At 60.2% G+C, this 20,340-nt stretch carries 16 protein-coding genes and 1 tRNA gene; 2 read left to right on the top strand and 15 right to left on the bottom strand.

Annotated elements, in window-relative coordinates; all coding sequences use genetic code 11:
• Window positions 1-85 precede the first annotated feature (85 nt).
• From dnaB to rpsF, 5 genes are all read right to left on the bottom strand, one after another.
• Entirely contained in the window at window positions 86-1,531 is a 1,446-nt protein-coding gene (dnaB, locus tag B4U49_RS05635; protein WP_078083600.1) for a replicative DNA helicase, read from the bottom strand.
• A gap of 195 nt (window positions 1,532-1,726) precedes the next feature.
• Window positions 1,727-2,173 carry a 50S ribosomal protein L9 gene (rplI, locus tag B4U49_RS05630; RefSeq protein ID WP_078083599.1) on the bottom strand — a complete coding sequence of 149 codons (447 nt, stop codon included), beginning with the start codon at window positions 2,171-2,173 and terminating at the stop codon, window positions 1,727-1,729.
• 34 nt (window positions 2,174-2,207) lie between these two features.
• Window positions 2,208-3,056, bottom strand: coding sequence for a YybS family protein (locus B4U49_RS05625; protein WP_078083598.1), 849 nt, complete (start codon window positions 3,054-3,056; stop codon window positions 2,208-2,210).
• A gap of 46 nt (window positions 3,057-3,102) precedes the next feature.
• Entirely contained in the window at window positions 3,103-3,333 is a 231-nt protein-coding gene (gene rpsR, locus B4U49_RS05620) for a 30S ribosomal protein S18 (protein ID WP_010133305.1), read from the bottom strand.
• A gap of 12 nt (window positions 3,334-3,345) precedes the next feature.
• Window positions 3,346-3,795 (bottom strand): 30S ribosomal protein S6, encoded by a 450-nt coding sequence (gene rpsF, locus B4U49_RS05615; RefSeq protein WP_078083597.1) that lies wholly within the window; start codon window positions 3,793-3,795, stop codon window positions 3,346-3,348.
• A 299-nt stretch (window positions 3,796-4,094) separates the two neighbouring features.
• On the opposite strand from rpsF, the gene B4U49_RS05610 reads away from it, so the two are divergent.
• Complete coding sequence (locus tag B4U49_RS05610) at window positions 4,095-4,805, top strand: 2OG-Fe(II) oxygenase (RefSeq protein ID WP_078083596.1); 711 nt, start codon at window positions 4,095-4,097, stop codon at window positions 4,803-4,805.
• A 445-nt stretch (window positions 4,806-5,250) separates the two neighbouring features.
• Here B4U49_RS05610 and B4U49_RS05605 read toward each other — a convergent pair whose 3' ends face one another.
• The 9 genes from B4U49_RS05605 to rnr form a co-directional block, all read right to left on the bottom strand.
• Entirely contained in the window at window positions 5,251-6,567 is a 1,317-nt protein-coding gene (locus B4U49_RS05605; RefSeq protein ID WP_078083595.1) for a tetratricopeptide repeat protein, read from the bottom strand.
• Window positions 6,568-6,663: 96 nt separating this feature from the next.
• Window positions 6,664-7,266, bottom strand: a complete 603-nt coding sequence (locus B4U49_RS05600; protein WP_143735550.1) for a hypothetical protein — start codon at window positions 7,264-7,266, stop codon at window positions 6,664-6,666.
• 53 nt (window positions 7,267-7,319) lie between these two features.
• On the bottom strand, window positions 7,320-8,006 hold the full coding sequence (locus tag B4U49_RS05595) for an anti-sigma factor (RefSeq protein WP_078083593.1): 687 nt from the start codon (window positions 8,004-8,006) through the stop codon (window positions 7,320-7,322).
• A gap of 32 nt (window positions 8,007-8,038) precedes the next feature.
• Window positions 8,039-8,599, bottom strand: coding sequence for an RNA polymerase sigma factor (locus tag B4U49_RS05590; protein ID WP_143735549.1), 561 nt, complete (start codon window positions 8,597-8,599; stop codon window positions 8,039-8,041).
• Between the two features lie 383 nt (window positions 8,600-8,982).
• On the bottom strand, window positions 8,983-10,410 hold the full coding sequence (locus tag B4U49_RS05585; protein WP_078083591.1) for a hypothetical protein: 1,428 nt from the start codon (window positions 10,408-10,410) through the stop codon (window positions 8,983-8,985).
• 19 nt (window positions 10,411-10,429) lie between these two features.
• The gene (locus B4U49_RS05580; protein ID WP_078083590.1) at window positions 10,430-11,011 is read right to left on the bottom strand and encodes a hypothetical protein; all 582 of its coding nucleotides are present in this window, start codon (window positions 11,009-11,011) and stop codon (window positions 10,430-10,432) included.
• Window positions 10,999-12,042 (bottom strand): hypothetical protein, encoded by a 1,044-nt coding sequence (locus B4U49_RS05575; RefSeq protein ID WP_193432814.1) that lies wholly within the window; start codon window positions 12,040-12,042, stop codon window positions 10,999-11,001. Before B4U49_RS05575 ends, B4U49_RS05580 begins: the two co-directional genes overlap by 13 nt.
• A 181-nt stretch (window positions 12,043-12,223) precedes the next feature.
• Window positions 12,224-12,982: a 23S rRNA (guanosine(2251)-2'-O)-methyltransferase RlmB gene (gene rlmB / locus B4U49_RS05570; RefSeq protein WP_078083589.1), complete on the bottom strand. Its 759-nt coding sequence runs from the start codon at window positions 12,980-12,982 to the stop codon at window positions 12,224-12,226.
• Between the two features lie 3 nt (window positions 12,983-12,985).
• Window positions 12,986-15,859, bottom strand: coding sequence for a ribonuclease R (rnr, locus tag B4U49_RS05565; RefSeq protein ID WP_078083588.1), 2,874 nt, complete (start codon window positions 15,857-15,859; stop codon window positions 12,986-12,988).
• A gap of 302 nt (window positions 15,860-16,161) precedes the next feature.
• Here rnr and B4U49_RS05560 point away from each other — a divergent pair.
• Window positions 16,162-16,248, top strand: a tRNA-Leu gene (locus B4U49_RS05560).
• Between the two features lie 78 nt (window positions 16,249-16,326).
• Here the strand turns inward: B4U49_RS05560 and B4U49_RS19080 are convergent.
• A partial coding sequence (locus B4U49_RS19080) for a beta strand repeat-containing protein (RefSeq protein WP_158078561.1) occupies window positions 16,327-20,340 on the bottom strand: 4,014 nt, incomplete at its 5' end.

Below are 20,340 nucleotides of genomic sequence, written 5' to 3'. Positions count from 1 at the left end.
GTTTTAGAAGGTCTCGCAAACCTCCACCCGGCATCGCCACCTTCTCTTCGATCCCCTACGCTTAGAAGCCCCCCTGAGCAACAAGTTAGTGCTCTTCCTGATAGTACTCCGGCGCCAGGTCATCAAACCGCGTGTACTTGCCCACAAACGCCGCGCGGCATGTGCCGATCTCACCGTTACGCTGCTTGCCGATAATCAACTCCGCCAGGCCCTTGTCCGGGCTGTCCTCGTTGTAATACTCGTCGCGGTAGATAAACAGGATCACATCCGCATCCTGCTCGATCGCCCCGGATTCCCGCAGGTCCGAGTTCATCGGCCGCTTGTTCGGGCGCTGCTCCACCCCCCGGTTCAACTGCGACAGCGCAATCACCGGGCACTCGTATTCTTTCGCCAGCGCTTTTAGAGAGCGCGAGATCTCGGAAATCTCCTGGGTACGCCCCTCGGTACTGCCCTTCACCTGCATCAGCTGCAGGTAGTCCACCATCACCATCGCCGGCAGCGCGCGGCGCTCCGCCTCCTCCCGGCTCAGCTTCGGATCCGCCTGCATCAGCTTGTTGGTGTGGTCGCGCACCGTGCGCTTCACCCGCGCGCGTACCTCAGAGGGTGACAAGCCCGGGGTATCGTCGATGTACAGCCCCTTGCCCTTCATCTTCTGCACCGCGCTGGACAGCTTGGGCCAGTCCTCCTCCTGCAACTTGCCGTTGCGGATACGGCCCTGGTCGATCTTGCCGATGGACGACAACATCCGCATCACCAGGCTGTCCGATGGCATCTCCATACTGAATACCAGGGTGGGCCTTTCCTGGCTGAGCATGGCCGCTTCCACAAAGTTCAGGGCCAGTGCGGTTTTACCCATGGAGGGACGGGCGGCAAGAATGATCATCTCCCCCGGCTGCCAGCCGGAGGTGCGCTGGTCCAGCTCGGTGAGGCCGGTGCTGAGCCCGGTGAGGTCACCCTCGGATTTAAACAGTTCGTCGATGCGCTCGACGGTCTTCTTCAGCAGCGTATCCACGCCGACGAAACCGCCCTCTTTGGCCCGGCCCTCGGCGATTTCTGCCACACGGCGTTCCGCCATCTGCAGCAGGTCGGCGGAGCCCAGGCCACCGGGATTAAAGCTGGTACGGCTGATTTCCCCAGCGGCGGCGATCAGCTGGCGCAGCATGGAGCGCTCGCGCACGATCTTGGCGTAGGCCACGATGTTGGCCGCAGACGGGGTATTTTCAGCCAGCTCGGCCAGAAATGCCGGGCCGCCGATATCCGCCAGCAGGTCGCGACTGGCCAGGCCCTCGGCGAGGGTGACGATGTCCAGTGGTTGCTCGCCGCCAGACAGCTCCAGCATCACACCGAAGATAATCCGGTGACTGGCAACAAAGAAATCTTCCGCACTCAACTGCTCCGCCACCGCATCCAGACGGCTGGCATCGAGCATCAGGCCACCCAAGACCGACTGTTCCGCCTCCACCGAGTGGGGCAGCGGCGAGCTGGACTGGGATTCCTGGGTATCTTCTTCTGGCGGGACGTATTCGTTCATGTTGTGGAGTAGCTACTGGTTTTCCGGGCGCAGAAACGATTTACCGGACTCAGAAACAAGTCAGGCGCTGGCTTTCCACCGTCGACCTATGGCCCACAGGGAAAATCCAGCGCCTGATTGTAGCGCGGCTCGGCCTGGAACGGGTAAAACCGTTCCACCCCGGGTACGCTATGGCGTTCAGATAGTGGCAGAAGCTTATTCGGCTTCTACAACAACCTTCACAGCGGTGATCACGTCGGCGTGCAGCTGTACGTCTACGTCGTACTCGCCCACTTCGCGCAGTGCACCTTCCGGCAGTTTCACTTCGGCTTTCTCAACAGCAACGCCAGCAGCGGTGATCGCTTCGGCGATGTCGCGAGTGCCGATGGAGCCGAACAGCTTGCCTTCGTCACCAGCGTTGGCAGCGATGGTTACCACTACACCTTCCAGCTTGGCAGCGCGGCCTTCAGCTTCGCTTACTTTTGCAGCGGCTGCTGCTTCCAGTTCAGCGCGCTTGGCTTCGAACTCAGCGACGTTCGCTGCGTTGGCCAGAACGGCTTTACCGGTAGGCAGCAGGAAGTTGCGGCCGAAACCGGCTTTTACTTCAACGCGGTCGCCCACGTTGCCCAGTTTGCCTACTTTGTCGAGCAGAATAACTTCCATCTCGGAACCCTCAGTTTCAGTTCTTGTGCGCCGCTCAGCGGTTGTCGCTCGAGCGCGCGCGAATATCAATCCAGCTATCTATCAGGGCCAGTCCACACAGGAACCCTGCCAGCGGCAACGCGGCGATCACCAGCATCACATACATGGCAATCAGCGGGCCGCGTCCCCAGCCCTTGCGGGCCACCAGCCAGTGGATCAGGCAGATGCCCGCCACCATGATGGGGAAGGCAGCTACCGCGCCCCAGAACACAAAGTGCTCACTGACCAGGCAGTAGATCCACAACAGCATTCCTGCGGCGGCAATGGGCAGAGGCATACGCAGTGCGTGCATCTCTTCCCGGAAACCGCCGGGGTTGTACAGCAGTGCCTGCCACCAGCGCCCCAGCACCAGGGCCAGGGTGGCGCTGATCACCGATACCCAGGTCAGGTATCCGGTGGCCTGCGCCTCGCTGGCAAATGCCTTGCTCAGCTGCTGTGCTTCCGGGGTGGACGCCCCACCAGCGGCCTCATTGACCGCCTGAATCAGGCTGTCCAGTACACCACCGGTGACTTGTGAGGACACCACAATGCCCACACTGGTCGCGATGGTCAGCGCCACCAGCGCCCAGCTCCAGGCACGGGTAGCGCGCAGAACCAGCGCACCGGCCAACACCCCCACAAAGTGGGTGATTGCCATACCGGCCATCAGCGGGGACATATACCCCGCACCAGCGGCGGCAACCACCGGCAGCAACGCCCAGGCCAATACAAACAGGCCGTCGCCACTGCCGCGGCGCAGCCCCACCAGTGCGAGCACCGCGGGGCTGATCAGCGGGATTCCCACCAGGGTGAGGATCACCGCGCGCACGCGCGATCGCATGGCAAATTCAGCGATAGCGCGCACTAGATAGCTTCTCTTTTAAAACAATGCTTACGAAGCAAAGCGCAGCTTAGGCTTCGTGGCTGTCCGTGTACGGCAGCAGCGCAATGTAACGCGCACGCTTGACCGCGGTGGCCAGCTGACGCTGATACTTGGCTTTGGTGCCGGTGATACGGCTCGGTACGATTTTGCCAGTTTCAGAAACGTAGGCTTTCAGGGTATCGAGGTCTTTGTAGTCGATACGCTTGACGCCTTCGGCGGTGAAACGGCAGAACTTACGACGACGGAAAAAACGTGCCATCAGACTATCCCCTTACTCTTCGTCTTCAGTTTGTTCGGAAGACTTGTCTTCCTCGGCGCCCTTGGAAGAAGACTCTTCCTTCTCGGCGCGCTCGCGACGCTCAGAGCGTTCTGCGCGCGCAGCTTTGCGCTCGCGGGACTCTTTCTCGGCCTTCATGATCGGGCTTTCTTCGGTGATAGCTTCGTCTTCGCGAATCACCAGATTACGCAGCACCGCGTCGTTGTACTTGAAGTTGGTGGTCAGTTCGGCCAGCGCTTCTTCGGTACATTCAACGTTCAGCAGGATGTAGTGAGCCTTGTGGATCTTGTTGATCGGGTATGCCAGACGGCGACGGCCCCAATCTTCCAGACGGTGTACTGCACCGCCGCTCTCTTTGATGGTCGCAGTGTAGCGCTCGACCATGCCGGGCACCTGCTCGCTCTGGTCCGGGTGAACCAGGAATACAATTTCGTAATGACGCATTTTTGCTCCTTACGGGTTAACACAGCCTCCTGGCGGGCCCCTGCGTGATTGCAGCGGCTGCCCGGTGAGGCAAGGAGTACGCAATAGCAACCCGGATGGGTGCATTGCGGGCGGCGTATTCTATGCGCACCGCCAACTGGTTGCAAGTTGATCGATTCTTCCGATACCCACCGGTCAACGCCCCGACCGAAATTGACTGAACTGACACTCTCGTTCCCGCAAAACGTACCTTTCCTTATGAGGGGCGCTCCGCGCCAGTCGTCTACACACAATACGATGTAGCAACGGGAGAGCACGCAATGGATCCGATGATCGTTCAATTCGATGACGCCGTACCTGCGGCCCACTGCAGCGAACTAATCCAGCGTTTCCGGGCATCTCCAGAACGCTCTGCGGGCCGCACCGGCTCTGGCGTGGACACCAGCAAAAAGCAAAGTTCGGATCTTTTTATCTCCGCACAGCCCGACTGGCGCGATGAATGCGAAAGGCTGGACAGCCTGGTGTACCAGGCCCTGATGGGATACTGCCGCCGCTACCCGCACCTGCTGACCGGTGCGATATCTCCGACCATTGCCGACGCGTCCGGCAACGGCGTGCGCAACCTGGTGGCGGAAGATATCGCCGGGTTAAACGAACAACAGATGCGGCAATTGGTCACCGGTATATTCCGTCTCGATGGCATCAATATGCAGCATTACACCCGGCGCAGCGGTGGCTACCACCACTGGCACTCGGAGCACTATCCGCACCCGAGCGACCCGGGGCAAAAGTCACTGCACCGGGTTTTGTTCTGGCTGCTGTACCTGAACGATGTGGAACAAGGTGGCGAAACCGAGTTTTTCTACCAGGGCGCAAAGGTAAAGCCCCGACAAGGCCGGCTGATACTTTCGCCTTGCAGCTTTACCCATACACATCGCGGCAATGTGCCGGTGTCCGACGACAAATACATCCTGACATCCTGGGTGATGTACCGCCCGGCGCCTGAACTTTACGGCCAACCGGCAGCGTAGAAGACCGACCAACAAAGCAATCGGGATAAATATCCACAGTTGCACCAAGCTCTTCTCGCCAAGACTATGACGCACCGGTCAAATATTTCTCAACTTTCTTTTGAGGGGGGGCACAGGTCGCACGTCTTACCAGTACAGGGTCGCAAAATAACGGAAAAAAGAATAATTCCGACTGAACAATCCCAGTGACAACAACAATAATCTGCAGGGACCGAAGAATAACAATCAGGAACTAATCCGCGGAGGGGCGGTTTCGCCCCTTCCACTTTTCTTTGCACCATGCTGTCAGCCCTCCCGAATCAAGTCCTCACGCCCTGAATCCGCCGCTCCATGGAGCAATTCGGCATTGCCGTGGCAGCACACGAGCGCGCCCGTCCGCCGCCCAAACTAGCACCAATCAAACCAGCGGGAGCTCGAGCCCCCGCCGCGATATCACCGAAACAGCTCAGAAGACGTAGCGTACGCTCAGGCTGGCTTCGGTTTTGTCGTAGGTGTAAATATCGAAGTTCTCGTCATTGTTTGTGCGCATCACCCGCGCATCGAGCTGCAGGCGCGGCAACAGCGGCACCTCCACCCCAATCCAACTGCGCAAGCGGTTACCGTCCCGGGGCTGCTGCTTGAACTCACCATCACTGTCCTGCAACCGATTGTTGCCGCGATAGTGGCTCAGGCGGTAATGGCTGCCTGCATTGAGCGACCAGCCCCACGACAGCGGCAGCTCGGCTTCAACCCCCAGTGTCTGGCGGCGCGGCGAATAGCTGTAAAAGCCGTCATCTGCGGTAACCAGATCCTGGCGATCGTCCAGTTCCAGGCGGTACAGCAAATCTATATCCATCATCGCCAGTGGCGCAGCCCAGCGCGCATCGAATCGCTGGCGCCAGCCATCCAGGTAACGATACGCGTCGGTACCGTTAAAATAACTGGGCTGGTAGGCGAGGGTCAGCACACCATTGCCGAAGGCTTGCTGCATGCGGCCCACAAAACGCCACTCGTTGGTGACGCGCTCGCCGCCCAGGGATGCCGTCTCAGCGGCGCCGCCCAGCTCCACCATCCAGCCCTGCCAGGGCATATGACGGGAAATGCCAGCATTGAAGCTGGTCAGGTCCAGACTCTCCAGGTCGCTATAGCGACGGCCGAAGGCAAAACCATGCAGGCGCCAACCATCCTCGGCGGTACCCTGCAGGCGGTACTGGCCCCAGGCAAACAACTCGGAGTAGGTATCTTCGCCCACCGAATCATCGGTCAGCAGCTCATTCTGCAGTGCGTAGGCGTTACTGTCGTAACCCGAGGTAAGGCTCAGCAGTGCCAGCCCGCGATCTTCATCCGCTGCCGGCTCCGCCCCGGGGGCCTGCGCCAGCGCCGACAAGCGCATCAGGGCCAGGCGCCGCAGTTTGGGCGATTCGCTATCGGTAAGCGCACGGTAAAAGCCCACTGCTGCCACCGGGCGGCCCTGTTTTTCCGCCATCAAACCCAGCTGCAGGCGCGCCACCTCGCCCCATTCCGGGTCATCCAACAGTTGCTGAAACTCGGCCTGCGCAGCCTGGTAACGCCCCAATTTGAACAGGGTCACCCCCAGGTTGTAGGTCAGGCTGGGCCCCTGCTGCCCACCCTGCCGGGCCTGCTCGAAATGCGCCAATGCGCGCTCGTAATTTCCACCCTTGAATGCTGCAGTACCGTTGGCAAAAGGCTCTTCGGCACCTGCAGGCGCTGCTGCTGCGACCCACCAGAGTAATCCGGCGAGCAACTTCGGCGTCAATTCCATTTTAAATACCTCCAAACACAACAGGCCGGGCGCCCTGCGCCCAGCCTCTAGAAAGAATCACCCACTAACAGGCTTCACCCGCTACCTCTAAAATCATTAGCCTTCCACAGCCACATCTGCCGCCGCGGCGGGATCCAGGTCCAGAATCCCCTCAAACAGGCCTTCCAGATCCAGTGGCAGACGGTCTTTCACGTCCTGCGGCAGGTTGTCGATAATCGCTTGGACATCTGCCATGGACCCCTCGTAGTCAGCCCCACTGAGGGCATTCTTCAGGGCCTCTTCAGCGGCCTCGCGGGCAGCGGCGGCATTTTCCTGCGCGCTCAGGGCTGCGGCGTCGGCATTGGCAATCGCGGCTTCACTGCGCGCCATGGCATCGGCGACCAGGGCCGCGATCTCTTCCGCCTTCAGCTTGCCGGCGGCGCGAAGCTCGGCCTGCGCCTCTTCGCTATCGGCATTGCCGGCGGCAATCGCAGCGTTAGCCTTCGCCAGCCCTTCAGCAGCGGCCTCGACGGCGATACTGCTCGACATTTCCGGCAGCTCGATCACATTGATCGCATCTTCTGCGGTGGCTTCCGCGTCGACCACGGAGACATCCACATCCAGATCCGCATTCACCTCGACCTCACTGGCCAGCACAGTGCCGCTGACAGGAGCGGTAACAATCAGGCCCAGAGCCATCCATGCTTTCAAAGTTTTCATATTTCAACCTCATTTGTGTCTTTCGACGTGGTGTTTGGAGAGTAAATTTGGTGTCAGATAGCCTGCAGTTCCGATACTGCCCGGCGGTTTTCAAGCCTGCCTGCGGCTGACGGCAGGTCTACAGGGACATAAAACTCTTTGTGTGCCCCCTGGTGCTCGATACGAATCAATATCTCGGTACGTCGTTCATTGCGCACACGTACGGGCAAGGTGAGCCGATTTGCGCCGGCATCCAGGTTGGCGCGCCAGCGCAGCTCCCTCTGGTCACCGTAACCGTCCAGGGCGAGACCTTCCGGCAGAGATACGCTGATCATTGCCCCCTCCATGGCGCGCGCGGTATCGACAGATACATTCACTGCTAACGGGGCCTGCATTCCGCTATCCGCCGCTACCGCTTCGCCACTCGCGATATCCATCGCCGGCGCCGATGACTGCCAATGCGGCAGCGCCGCAAACACTGCCAGCAGCAGGCTGGCCGCCGTGGCAAACTGCCATGTACGCACACGGGTGCGATCCTGATTGCGCGACTTTTTACACGAGGTCGGCAATGCGGCTTCGAGCACACGCGCTTCAAACTGGGCGCTGGGTTCGGGCGCTGGCATGGTGCGCAGCAGATTCACCAGACGAAGCTCTTCGGCGTATTCGCGACACTCGCCACAACGGTGCAGGTGCTTCAGCAGTGCACGGTTGTTTTCCCGTTGCATCAATTCCAGCTCGTGGCGAGCCTGACAGCAGTTCATGGTTTTCTCCTCGGAAGCTTTCCGCTCACCCCTTAACACGTAGCAACCGCCTTTACGGTTCCCGGTTCCAGCACAGATTTCAGTTTTTTTCGCGCCCGGTGCAAACGGGACTTCACTGTTCCCACACTGATGTCGAGAATTTCTGCCACTTCCAGGGCGGTATATCCCTCGACATCGTGGAGCAGAACAACATCCCGCCACGATTCATCCAGCTCCATAAGCGCACGATTCAGTAATCTCTGGAGTTCCAGCTGGTGAAAGCGGTTGCGGTCGTCCTGTAATTGCTCCTGAAAATAGGCATCGTCACTGATGCAGGGGGCGGACTCGTCGATGGGGGAATTGGCGCGACGCCGAAACAGGTCCACATAGCGGCGGTACAGCACCTTGATCAGCCACGGGCCGAGCTTTTCCACTGCCTCCAACTCCCCCGAGCGGGGGAACAGGTGGGTCAGCACGTCCTGCACAAGGTCTTCGGCATCCCGCTGATCCTGTGTCCAGCGATAGGCCATGCGGTGCATCAGGCGCAGATGCGGACGCACTAACGCGGTAAAGCGGTCTTCCCTCGCCGCCCGTCCGCGAAAAAATTCGATCAAGGACACCCTGTTACCCCATTCGTCATTTACCCACCTACCCAACCCCAAGGCTCAGATGTCCGAGCGCGGGCTCTCATCGTTTCCCCCGTTAACACGTAAACCGCGTGCAAAAGGTTCCCGCAAACATAGCGCGATTGATGACAGTGTCGAGGCGGAGAGGTGGGGCGGGGAAAGATGGACGTCAGAGAGCGAAAATAACGGCATGAGGTTTCACGCACAGCTGGCAAATGGAGAAAATTTGCACAATGCGCCCGATACATTCGGCCGGGAAAATGGGCCTCCGGCGAAGTACCGGCAGGAGGATCAGCCCCGCGCTGCAGGCTGCTGGACGCGTCAAGGTGCCGGCAAGCGCAGTATCGGTTTCCGGTATGCGCACCCGCTTTTCAGGGAGCGGCGGGCGCGGGAAAATCCGAGATATAGGCGAGCAGCGGGTGGGCGACGGGCAGGAAAACGCGGGTATATACGTCTTCCAGATCCAGCGGGTAGAACTGCTCATGCACCAGCAAACGATGATGCCCTCGCAGCTGAAACAGGTGCAACATCTTGAACTGCACCACATCGGCAATGTTTTTCGCGGTATCCGGGCAGCCCAGAACCCCCTCTTCAACCCTGCGCCCGGCCAGTATCTCGGCCACGGCTGGATCCTCCCGCCGCAGGTCGTCGAGGATTTGCAGCGCCAGCAGGTCGTGCAGGTCACCGCGCCCCATACTCCATGTCCGCCGTGGCGGCTCCCGATGGTGAAGGGTGGCCAGCGAAAAGGCCTCCGCCGTATCCAACCCCAGACGGGCCAGCAGCAGGTCCATCGCCTGCTCCGCCCTGGTATCAGCAGGCAAACCGAGTGCCCGCGCGCGCGCATTGGACCAGGGCACATGCCCCTTGCGGGCAAAGTAACTGTATATAAGACGGTGTTTAAGCTGGCGGTAAAGCGAGGGTTTAGTGCTACGCAGGCGCAGGAAGGCGCCACGTGCCGTGGCACTGCCCATGGCGATATTCGAGAGAATGAGCTCCGCACCAAACGCATGGCGGGCGATACGCCGCTTGCCGCCGCGACGTAAAGGTTCATCCCGCCAATCCAGGAAGTCAAAGCGGGGCGACTTTCCCTCCCCGGCAATAATGGCCTGCATTTGTTCCAAATGCCGGGTATCCAGCGCCTCCCCCTGAGGCCCCGCGGCGATGTTATCCCCAAACACACCGGGCCAGTTCATATTGGACCCCCATACCGGGCGGCTATTTTCGGAGCCGTGGCACTCCACACAACTGGAATCATCGCGGCGCAGGCGGGGTGCCTCACCAGAGAAATCGAACACGGAGAACTCCCAGCGCCCGCTCTCTTCGTGCAACTGCGCCACGTCCAGCAGATCGTATTTGGGGTCATCGGGTTTGGTGCCGATATTTAGCAGGAAATGGCCATCGGCACCGAACAGGACGATACGTGGATATATGAGATTCGATTGCCCGGTGGCCCGGGTGTGCTCTACCAGGGAAAAGCTGTTGCGGTAGTCGTCGGGGAAATACTGCAGCAGCTGGCCAATGTCGTTGATATCGCGACTGTGGATAAGTTCCCACAAGCCATCCACGGTCATTTGCGGGAGATCGGCGCCCGGGGATTCAGCAAGACTACCTGGTGCATCCAGCGCAATGATGGTGTCGGCGGGCCCCGCTGGGCACAGCACACCGCGCACGTTCACTCCCCCGGATGCATCCCGAGGCATATGATCCTGCCTATCCGCTGCCAGCACGCCGCCACAGAAGAAGCCAACTAGCAGCAACCACAGCAAGCGGTTTGATTTTTCAGCCGCGGGTAAATTCATGAATGGATCCGGAAAGTTTTCACACGCCTTTCGACAACAGCCGATTCAGGCTTGGCGCCAGCGGGGCATTCTCCGACAATCTGTGCAGCACATATCCCGAGTCTGTCGCATCAAACTCGCACCGGTAGTGGAAGATCCGCGCGGTACCTCGCGACAGAATCAAAAGGCTGCCCAGAGCACCCTGCTCCATGTAATAACCACCGAGTGGACACCCCTGGATCTGATTGGGCATGGCCAACATCGATTCGTGCGGGTAATAAATGGGAAGAGAAGACACCAGGTATTCCCGCGATGGAAATCCGGGCGTGGAAACCTCCACCCGGTAGTTTCCAAATTCGTCCTGGGAAACCGCATCGCCCATGCGCGCGACAAACTCGCCCGCACTGAGAACCGGCTGAGGCTCAGGTTCCGGCACCATGGCCGCTACGGTCGTTGCCACCCCACTCGTCGGGGGTGCGAACGGATCCAGCTCCAGAGGCGCACGGACCGGCGCCCGGGAGGGCAGCAATATCAGGGTATCCGGAAACTGCCAGCGGGCTACCACAGCAGCGATTAACGCCGCCGCCGTGGTGGCCAGTATCGTTACTCTCAGAGTGCGCACTGCGCCGATGCCGCCTGTGCTTCGTCGGCAAAACACTGATTGCAGGCGGTGGAGAACAGCGGATGCGAGGCCGGGCAGTTATTGTCAGGCTCTGGTTCGGGTTCCGGTTCGGGCTGTGGCTCCGGGGCCGGCTGAGGTTCGGCGCTGCCGTCACACCCACCGCGGTATTCGCAGTCCTGCGCGGAGACGCCGGGCTGCCAGCTGCGGGTAAATTCAAGCATCGCGGCCTTAACGGATTCGTCCAGGTCACCGGCATATTTATCGATCGCGCCGTCACCCATATACAGGCCCACATACGCCATGATGTCATCGGTGGAAAGCCCGCAGCCAAAGTCGGTGTTCAGCAACTGCAGCGGATCGGAGCCCTTCGCCATGCTGGCTTCATTGCGGGTCACAATACCGTCGCCATTGCTGTTCAGCAGCCGCACCAGCTCGACACCCTTTTGCATACCAATCAAAGCGCTGAAGTAGGTTTCAGCATCGGCCACTGAAATGGTCGGATTGATGGAGGGAACCGAACCCTGGTAACCGGCCAGCGCCTGGAACTCGTCGTCGACTTCGATACCCAGGTTGTACTCGATATCGATAATTGCCTCGCGGGCATTCGCCGGATCACTACAGATACTGGCATTGCTTACGAAAGTACCGGCGGCGTTCAGACAGCCGGTACCATTGCCCACATAGGTAACGCAGACAGTATCGCACCACTCCTGAGTGAATTCCGTGCGACGGCCAGACACCACATGCGACGGGTTTTCATCACTGTGGCAGGTTTGCGTGGTGCCACCACTGCTGCCACTGCTGGTACCGCCGCTGGAGGAGCTGCTCGAACTGCTACTGGAACCGCCGCTGCTGCTCCCATCGGAAATCGTACAGCCAGCGGAAGCTGCCTGGGCTTCGTCAACATAGCAGGCACCACCACAGGCCAGCGGGTGGCTAGACGGACAGGATTGGGCCTGCGCCTTGAGGCCAACCAGCAAAAAAAATGCAGCGGTCAGCACAAGGCCTCCGCGCCATTGATTCAGAATCATCGCTTTTCCCTCGAATCGCTTTTTATTATTTCGCGAAAAAAACGGCACAGGAATCGCGGGACCGCGCCGTATTTTTCAGTCATGTGAACGTTACGGGCGCGGGCGGCGATTGGATAGAAAGGCGTTGAGGTAGGATTTTAAGAAATGCGCATTCGGGCGTTTAGTGGCACGAAAATACTCATCAGCCGGCAGAACGCTGCCGCACCGCTTCAAACAGGCACACACCGGTAGCGACGGAAACATTCAGGCTGCTGACCTCGCCCGCCATCGGAATATTTACCAGATGGTCGCAATTCTCCCGGGTCAGGCGACGCATACCCGGCCCCTCGGCCCCCATCACCAGTGCAACGGGGCCGGTCAGTGAAGCCTGGTAAATATTCTGCTGCGCCTCACCGGCAGCACCGTAAATCCATACGCCAGCCTGCTGCAGCATCTGCAGGGTGCGCGCCAGATTGGTGACAGTGACAAAGGGCAATACCTCTGCCGCGCCACAGGCCACTTTGCGCGCGGTCGGGGTCAGCCCCGCAGCCTTGTCTTTAGGCGCAATCACCGCGTGTACCCCGGCGGCCTCGGCGGAGCGCAAACAGGCACCCAGATTGTGGGGATCGGTGACGCCGTCCAGCACCAACAGGAAAGGCGCCTCGCCCTTTTCATCCAGCTGCGCCAGCAACGACTTCAGAAACTGCTCGTCGTAAATACGCGTATCGCCCACACAGACCGCGACCGCGCCCTGGTGATTGCCGTCATCACCGACTTTTTCATCCAGCGCGCGCCGGTCCACAAAACGAATCGCGATCTCATTCTGCTCTGCCTGGCGAATGATTTTCTGCAGTTTCTGATCTTTGCGCCCGCGCAACAGCAGCAGTTCCTGTACCTGCTGCGGGGTGCTTTTCAACAGCGCCTGCACCGCGTGCAGGCCGTATACCAAATGTTGTGCCACGGTTTATTTCTTCCCGCCCGGTTTCTTCGACATTTTTTTCTTCAGCTTTTTCTTGGCCGCCTTTTTAGCTGCCCGCTTTGCCGCCTCGGCCTTGTCCGCTTTCTGTGCAGCCTTGCGCGCCGCCACTGCAGGTCGCTTGCCCCCTTTGCGCGGTGGCGTTTTCTTCGGCTTGCGCTTGCGCGGCGCCTCCTCTTCGGCAGCAACTTCGTCTTCTTGCGGCTGCTCCTTGGATGGCGGGACTATTTCAGCCTGGTCACTGCCTACTTTGCGTTTGCGGATCGGACGCGGTTCATCCGGCGCCTGCGCCGAATCCTTCTTCTTCAGGCCTCCGCCCCAGGGGCTGGCTGTTTCCTTTTGCGAACTGAAATCAGACTTGCCGCGACGCTGGCGCTCCTGCTGGAACTCCACCGCCATTTCCATGGCGCGGCCGCTCACTTCGGTAGATCCCTCGCGCTTGGCGGCCTTGGAAACTTCGGGCTTTTCTGCTGTACGCTTTTCACGCTTCGGCGACTCGTCAGCGGCACCTGCGGACTTCTTGTCCGATTTCGGCTTTCTGTATTTCGGGTTCTGGTAACTGGGACGCGGATGCAGCTCGACGAAGGTGAAGTCGACCTTGCGCTCCTCGAGATCAACCCGCGCTACCTGCACGGTGACACCGTCCCCGAGATGGAACCTGGTGCCGCTGCGCTCGCCTACCAGACGCTGCTGGGCCTGCTCGAAATGGTAATAGTCCTTGGGCAGGGCGGTGACGTGTATCAAGCCCTCCACGTACAGGTCATCCAGCTCTACAAACAGCCCGAAACCGGTCACTGCACTGATCACGCCGCGGTAAACCTCGCCCACGTGATCTTGCAGGTACTCGCACTTGAGCCAGCTGACCACATCGCGAGTGGCGTCGTCGGCACGGCGTTCGGTCATGGAACAGTGCTCGCCCAGCTCCACCATGGCGACCGTGCTGTAGGGAAGAATCTCTTCTCTCTCCAGCGCGTGTGCACCGGGTGCCTGACGCACCTTCTGTGCCACCGGCGCCGGATTGGCACTGCCGTTGCGGATCAACCAGCGCAGCCCACGGTGCAACAGCAGGTCCGGGTAGCGACGGATTGGCGAAGTGAAATGGGCGTAGGCTCGGTAGTCGAGACCAAAGTGGCCGCGATTTTCCGGCTGATACACCGCCTGATTCATGGAGCGCAGCAACATGGTCTGGATGATGTGGAAGTCCGGGCGCCCATCCACCTGCTGGAGCAGGGCCTGGTAATCACTGGGCTGCGGCTCACTGCCACCCTCCAGCCGCAGACCCAGCTCTCCCAGGTATTCGCGCAGGTTTTCCAGGCGCTCCTGCTTGGGAATATCGTGCACCCTATACAGCGCCGGCAATTCGGCGACTTCCATCAGCTCTGCCGCACACACGTTGGCGGCGAGCATGCATTCCTCGATCATTTTGTGCGCATCGTTGCGCTGCACCGGCACAATGCGCTCGATCTTGCGCGTGGCATCAAACAGGATGCGGGTTTCCGTGGTCTCGAAATCGATCGCACCGCGGCGGTCGCGGGCTCCCCGCAGCGCGCCGTAGAGATCGTGCAGGTTGTCGATATGGGGTACCAGCGCGGCAAACTGCTTGCGGAGACCACTGTCTCGATTGTCTCGCTCCGCTACCATCTCACCCACCTGGGTGTAGGTGAAGCGCGCATGGCTGCGCATCAGCCCCTCGAAGAACTGGTAGCCGAGAATATTGCCGGACTGGTCGATGCGCATCTCGCACACCATGCACAGGCGATCCACTTCCGGGTTCAGGGAGCAGAGACCGTTGGAGAGCTTCTCCGGCAACATCGGCACCACAAAATCCGGGAAATACACCGAGTTACCGCGCTGATGGGCCTCCACGTCCAGCGGAGTACTCACTTCCACATAGTGGGAGACGTCGGCGATCGCCACCAGCAGCTTCCAGTTGCCATCCGGCAGCGCCTCACAGAATACGGCGTCGTCAAAATCGCGGGCATCTTCGCCATCAATGGTGACCAGCGGCAGCTGGCGCAAATCGATACGCGCCTTCTTGTCCTCTTCAAGCACCTCGTCGGCTATGCCTTCCACCTGCGCCAATACCGCGGCTGGCCAGGTGTGGGGGATACCGTAGTTGCGAATGGCGACATCGATTTCCATGCCGGGGGCGAGGTGGTCACCGAGCACCTCCGCCACTTCTCCGTGCGGCAGGGTGTTGCGACCGGGCTGGGCGGTAATATTGACCACCACATACTGGCCACTCTCGGCGTCGGCACACTTGCCTTCAGGCACCATCACATCGAGGGTCATACGCGGATTGTCAGGGCGCACAAAACAGATGCCATCCTCGCGGTAGATCCGCCCGGCGAGCTGATGGGTGTTGTGTTTGATCACGCGCACCACGGCGCCTTCGCGCTTGCCGCGGAAACCGCCGGGGGTCTCCCGCACCAGCACCTCATCACCATCGAACACCTTACGCATCTGACGGTGAGACAGGAACAGGTCGTCACTGCCATCGCCGGGGGACACAAAGCCAAAGCCATCGCGGTGACCGATAACGCGGCCGCGCACCAGGCTCATTTTGTCGAGCACGCCGAAATCCCCGGCGCGGTTACTGGCGATCTGGCCATCCCGGGACATGGCGATCAGGCGGCGACGCACGCCCTCGCGGCGGTCTTCATCATCGATAGACAGCAGGTCCGCCACCGCCTCCCAGGCCAGCGGACCCGACTGCTGCTCTAGCAGGTCCAGCAGGAACTCCCGGCTGGGAACCGGCTTTTCGTATTTCTCGGCCTCGCGCTCGGCATGTGGATCAGCAGCTGGTCCAGCGCTGTCAGCGGGGGATGAGTTTGGTTTGTCTTGATTCAAAACAGCTTCCATTGTTCTGCAATTGACCGCGCAGTCTGCCCGGCCCCGGAATACACCCGGCGCAGTGGTATGAGTGGGTACAACAAGAAGTGGCGAATGCCGAGAGCGACCTCAGGCCACTCGAAACGTTGCACATTGCCGCGAGTATAAGCGATTTAAGGGTAATTCCCGACCCGTTTTGCGTCACCCGTATGCACAGCCTGCCCTTCCCGGCCGTCACCTGTGCCGCCGTGGCGCAAAAAGATGCAAAAAACGTTGACACCCCCCGGGGGAATCCCTATAGTGCGCGTCCTCAGCGGAGCACACCGCTGATTGCCCAGGTGGCGGAATTGGTAGACGCGCTAGCTTCAGGTGCTAGTGGCCTTACGGTCGTGGAAGTTCAAGTCTTCTCCTGGGCACCATATCCATAAAAAAGGCCGACTCGAAAGAGTCGGCCTTTTTTATTGCGCGCCGGGGCCAGGCCCCGGCCGGCGGCAAGGTTATCTACCACCCACCGCCGCGGAAGCTTCACGCCGACGCTTCTCCTCTTCGTCCTCATCCATGGGCACCAGCTCTCCGCCCTGCAAACGCACTTCCGGCAGATTCAGCACGTCGACACCCAGACTGTAGGGCGCCACTTCACTGAAAATACCCGGATCCAGCTGCGCGATATCATCCACGGGGTTCTGCACCGCAGACTTCAACCCCTGGGTGGTCTCGTTACTGGCGATGGAGACACCCTTGTTGCCAATCGCGGTAAATAGCGGCATCTGCCCCTCGAACGCCGGTTCGTAATAAAATAGCGAGACGATATCCACAGACTCGGTGACGTTGAATCGCAACGGGTTGATCACCGTACCGATATTGCCCCAGCGCTGCTGCAAGGTACCGATAACGGCGGTGCCCGCAGTAATGTGTGTATCGCGGAAGCTCTCGGCAGTCAGCAGACCAAAATTGGCGCTGGCCAGGGACAGGTTGCCGCGGCCTACGTTGATCTGACCAATAACCAGATCGTCGTTTTCCACAATCGACACATCAATATTGCCGCCGCTGGTACGCAGCGACAGGGACTCGAGGTCGGACGTGATATCCAGGTCACCGGCCAGGGTCAGGTCGGCGTTGCTGGCCTTGAGGGAGCCACCGATGCTTTCTGTGGTGCTGCTGACCAGGACCACGTCGCCACTGCCGTCGTATTCCAGCGCCATATCGCCACTATTAAATTCGACGCCTGCTGTACCGCCATCGTTGGTGAAGTCCATCTGCTGGCTGGAGACCAGATCCAGACCGCCCGCGCTATCCTGCAGCGACTCGAAACCACTGAAGGTGAATTCTCCCACCTGGTTTTGCGCGCCGGAATTACCGGTGATCTGCCACTGCTGCTGCGCTGCCAGTTGCATCTGTAGCTGATCGCTACCGGAGCCACCGGAAAGCTGTGCGGGCTGGCTGCCCGCCAGTATCTGCAGAATATCGTCACCGGCACCCAGCAGCAGACTATCCAGCAGTGTGCCACCCATGATCACGGTGTCATTACCGGCCCCGGTATCCAGCGAAGCCAGGGATCCACCCTCCAGGTTGAACGTATCGGCACCGTCGCCGGCAACGATCTGTTCAAACCCGCTGAAAGCCACAGAGGACTGTGCATCCGACACGCTGCCGCCACTGGCGTCCAGGGTCCAATTCATATCGGCATCAAAACCGTACAGCGTGTCGCTACCGCTATCTGCGGTGATCGAGTCCACTCCGGCAAAGGTGACCCCGCCCATTTGCAGGCTCTGCGGACCACTCATCAGGTAATCGGCGCCGAATGAGGGGCCGCTATAAGCACCGGTATTTTCCACCTGCTCCAGGTTTTCAAACAGCACGGTTATGGAGTCGACGGTAGCGATCGCCGCACCTTCAACCAGCGCAGCATTCTGCTCGAGCGAATTCCAGCTAGCCCCATCACCGCTGACGGTATCCGCACCTCCGGCGGCATCGACACTGCCAATACCGTCGAAACCGATACCTGCGACACTGATGCCGCCGTCGCTTGCGAGACTGAACGCATCCGCTGCAGAGGTGCCGAGCAGGGAATCATCGCCGCCGTTACCGATCACCCGATTGATACCACTGAAGTCGATGCCTTCGACACTCAGCGCACCGGACTCGCCCTCGAGGGCAAACTGCTCATCTGCGCTGGTGCCGCTCAGGCTGGCGCTATCCGTTACCACCCGATCAATACCGTTGAAGGTCACGCCGTTGGCGGATACCCCCGCACCGCTGACCAGCTGCCAGCTACCGGTATCACTCACCACCTCGTTATCCCCTTCGCCGCCGGCGAACACTTCCGCGACGCTGTCAAACAGCAGGCCAAACACGGAGATTTCGCTGCTGTCGGCGCTCAGCGCAAAGCTTTCGGAGGCCGTGTTTTGCGCGGCATCGATAATCGCGGACTGGGTGGAAATCTGCTCGATCCCATTGAAAGTCACGCCTGCAGCGCTGGCGCTACCCGTGCTACTTCCCAGGGTCCAGCGCTCACCGCTGGCGCTCGTCACCTGATCGGCGCCGGCTCCCGCATTGACCTGAGTTACATCGGCAAAGTCGATACCGGATGCCTGCAGGCCGCCATCGCTGGCAAGCGTGTACTGGGTATCGCTATCCGCGCCGTCGACAACACCGTTTCCGCCACTCGCCTCGGCGATCCCACTGAAGGCAATGGCAGCGTGAGACAGGGAGCCGGATTCCGCACCCAGCTGCCAGCCGCTGTCGGCAGTACCGGCTATGGCATCTGAGCCACCTGCGCCAGCCACCGAGGACACATCGCTAAATGTCATGCCCAGGCTGGAGAGCGCACCGTTACCGGTCACCGCAAATTCGTCATCGCCGCTGGTCCCGGTCAATGCCCCGGTAGCCGTCACCACGCCGACCCCGGTGACACTGATATCGCCACTGGTCACCGCGTTGGTACCGTTAAGTGTGACACCGTTCCAGGCCTCCAGCTCGGTCACGCCATCTTCCAGTGCCAGACCCTGCAGGCCACTGAACGTAGAGGCGCCGGAAGCGACTGTGCCACTGGCGGTGATGCGCGCACTCTCCTGCCCGCTGACTTCGAGGCTCGCGCCCTGCCCCACGTAGCTTTCCACTTCACTGAACTGGATCCCGTCGTGGGAAACGCTGTTGTCCCCGGCCAGTGCGTATCCCTGGCCCGCGCGGGAGATCACTTCGTCATCTTCGCCACTGCCCGCGGAGACGGTGTCCAGATTCCGGAAGGCCATGCCGTTAACGGTGAGGGCGCCACTGCCCGACAGCACAAACTGCTCGGCGCTGGCACTACCAACCAGGGCGGAGGTGCTAACACTGTCGATACCGGTAAAGGCCATCTCGCTGCTGCTGAACGCGCCATCCGTCCCCGCCAGCTCGACGCTGGAAATTGCACTGACATCATCGCTACCAATACCGCCATCGACCGCGGTTACGTCCGAGAACTGAATACCGTCGGCAGTCAGTGCGCCGTTGCCGGTTACCGCAAAGGTGTGCCCGCTATCATCCCCGACAATTCGACCGGAACCACCGGAGAACGCCTCAACACCGGAGACCGTCACACCATCGTGTTGCAGGCTCGCGGTATTTTCTGCCAACTGCCAGTCGGCGCTGATGGCGCTGCTGAAGCTATCCTCGCCAGCGCCACCGGCAAGTGCTGTCACGCCGTCAAACTGGAAATCACCGACACTGATCGCGCCATCACTGGCGAGCGCGAATGTATCGGCGCCCGTGCTGCCGGTCAGGGTTCCGGTGGTCGCCTGCACGATACCCAGCAGGCTGAGCGTATCCGCCAGTAACTCCCCCGCAGTATCGGACAACGTCAGCCCGGCGCTATAAGCGCTGGCATCCAGGGTGTTGTCTGCAGATACGCCATCCACAAACGCCATATCGTTGATGGTGAGAGAACCTACGGAGATGCTGCCGTCGCTGTTCAGAACAAAGTTGTCGGCGTCACCGGTACCGTACAGGCCGCCACTGATGGCGTTGAGGATTTCTACGTTCAGGAAGGTGATGCCATTATTTGCGGCGCTGCTGTCTCCCTGAATTGCCCAGTCCTCGCCACTGAAGCCGGTGACGGTATCAACACCAGCCTGACCATCCACCTGGGTGGAAGAAGCGATTTCAAGACCATTGACGGTGACGCTGCCATCAGCGTTAAACGAGATCTCATCGTTGCCGTCGGTGGCCCCCACAATGCCGACATCCAGCTTGCCGATATCGTAAAAAACGATACCCTCGGCGGTAACAAATTCGCCGCCCTCACTCAGGTCCGCCGAGCCAGCGGAACGAACGGTATTGGTGCCGCCGTTACCGTTTACCCGGCTTAGCCCCGAGAGATTCAGTGCCGCCACGCTAATCGCACCTTCGCCAGTTATCTGGAAGGTCTCATCCTCAGCGGAGCCATCGAGTTCTGCCAATATGGCTGAGTTCAGCGCTTCGAAGGTCAACGTGCCCGCGGCTTGCAGTTCACCGTCGGTGCCGGTCAGGGCCAG

Origin of the sequence: Microbulbifer mangrovi, from assembly GCF_002009015.1 — a bacterium.
Lineage (GTDB): Bacteria > Pseudomonadota > Gammaproteobacteria > Pseudomonadales > Cellvibrionaceae > Microbulbifer > Microbulbifer mangrovi.
This window is presented reverse-complemented; position numbering and strand designations above follow the sequence as displayed.

Bases quoted from the DNA above. Each gene is read 5' to 3' on its own strand.
- dnaB (WP_078083600.1), bottom strand. From the start codon at position 1,531: ATGAACGAATACGTCCCGCCAGAAGAAGATACCCAGGAATCCCAGTCC.
- rplI (WP_078083599.1), bottom strand. From the start codon at position 2,173: ATGGAAGTTATTCTGCTCGACAAAGTAGGCAAACTGGGCAACGTGGGC.
- rpsR (WP_010133305.1), bottom strand. From the start codon at position 3,333: ATGGCACGTTTTTTCCGTCGTCGTAAGTTCTGCCGTTTCACCGCCGAA.
- rpsF (WP_078083597.1), bottom strand. From the start codon at position 3,795: ATGCGTCATTACGAAATTGTATTCCTGGTTCACCCGGACCAGAGCGAG.
- B4U49_RS05610 (WP_078083596.1), top strand. From the start codon at position 4,095: ATGGATCCGATGATCGTTCAATTCGATGACGCCGTACCTGCGGCCCAC.
- B4U49_RS05605 (WP_078083595.1), bottom strand. From the start codon at position 6,567: ATGGAATTGACGCCGAAGTTGCTCGCCGGATTACTCTGGTGGGTCGCA.
- B4U49_RS05600 (WP_143735550.1), bottom strand. From the start codon at position 7,266: ATGAAAACTTTGAAAGCATGGATGGCTCTGGGCCTGATTGTTACCGCT.
- B4U49_RS05595 (WP_078083593.1), bottom strand. From the start codon at position 8,006: ATGAACTGCTGTCAGGCTCGCCACGAGCTGGAATTGATGCAACGGGAA.
- B4U49_RS05585 (WP_078083591.1), bottom strand. From the start codon at position 10,410: ATGAATTTACCCGCGGCTGAAAAATCAAACCGCTTGCTGTGGTTGCTG.
- B4U49_RS05575 (WP_193432814.1), bottom strand. From the start codon at position 12,042: ATGATTCTGAATCAATGGCGCGGAGGCCTTGTGCTGACCGCTGCATTT.
- rnr (WP_078083588.1), bottom strand. From the start codon at position 15,859: ATGGAAGCTGTTTTGAATCAAGACAAACCAAACTCATCCCCCGCTGAC.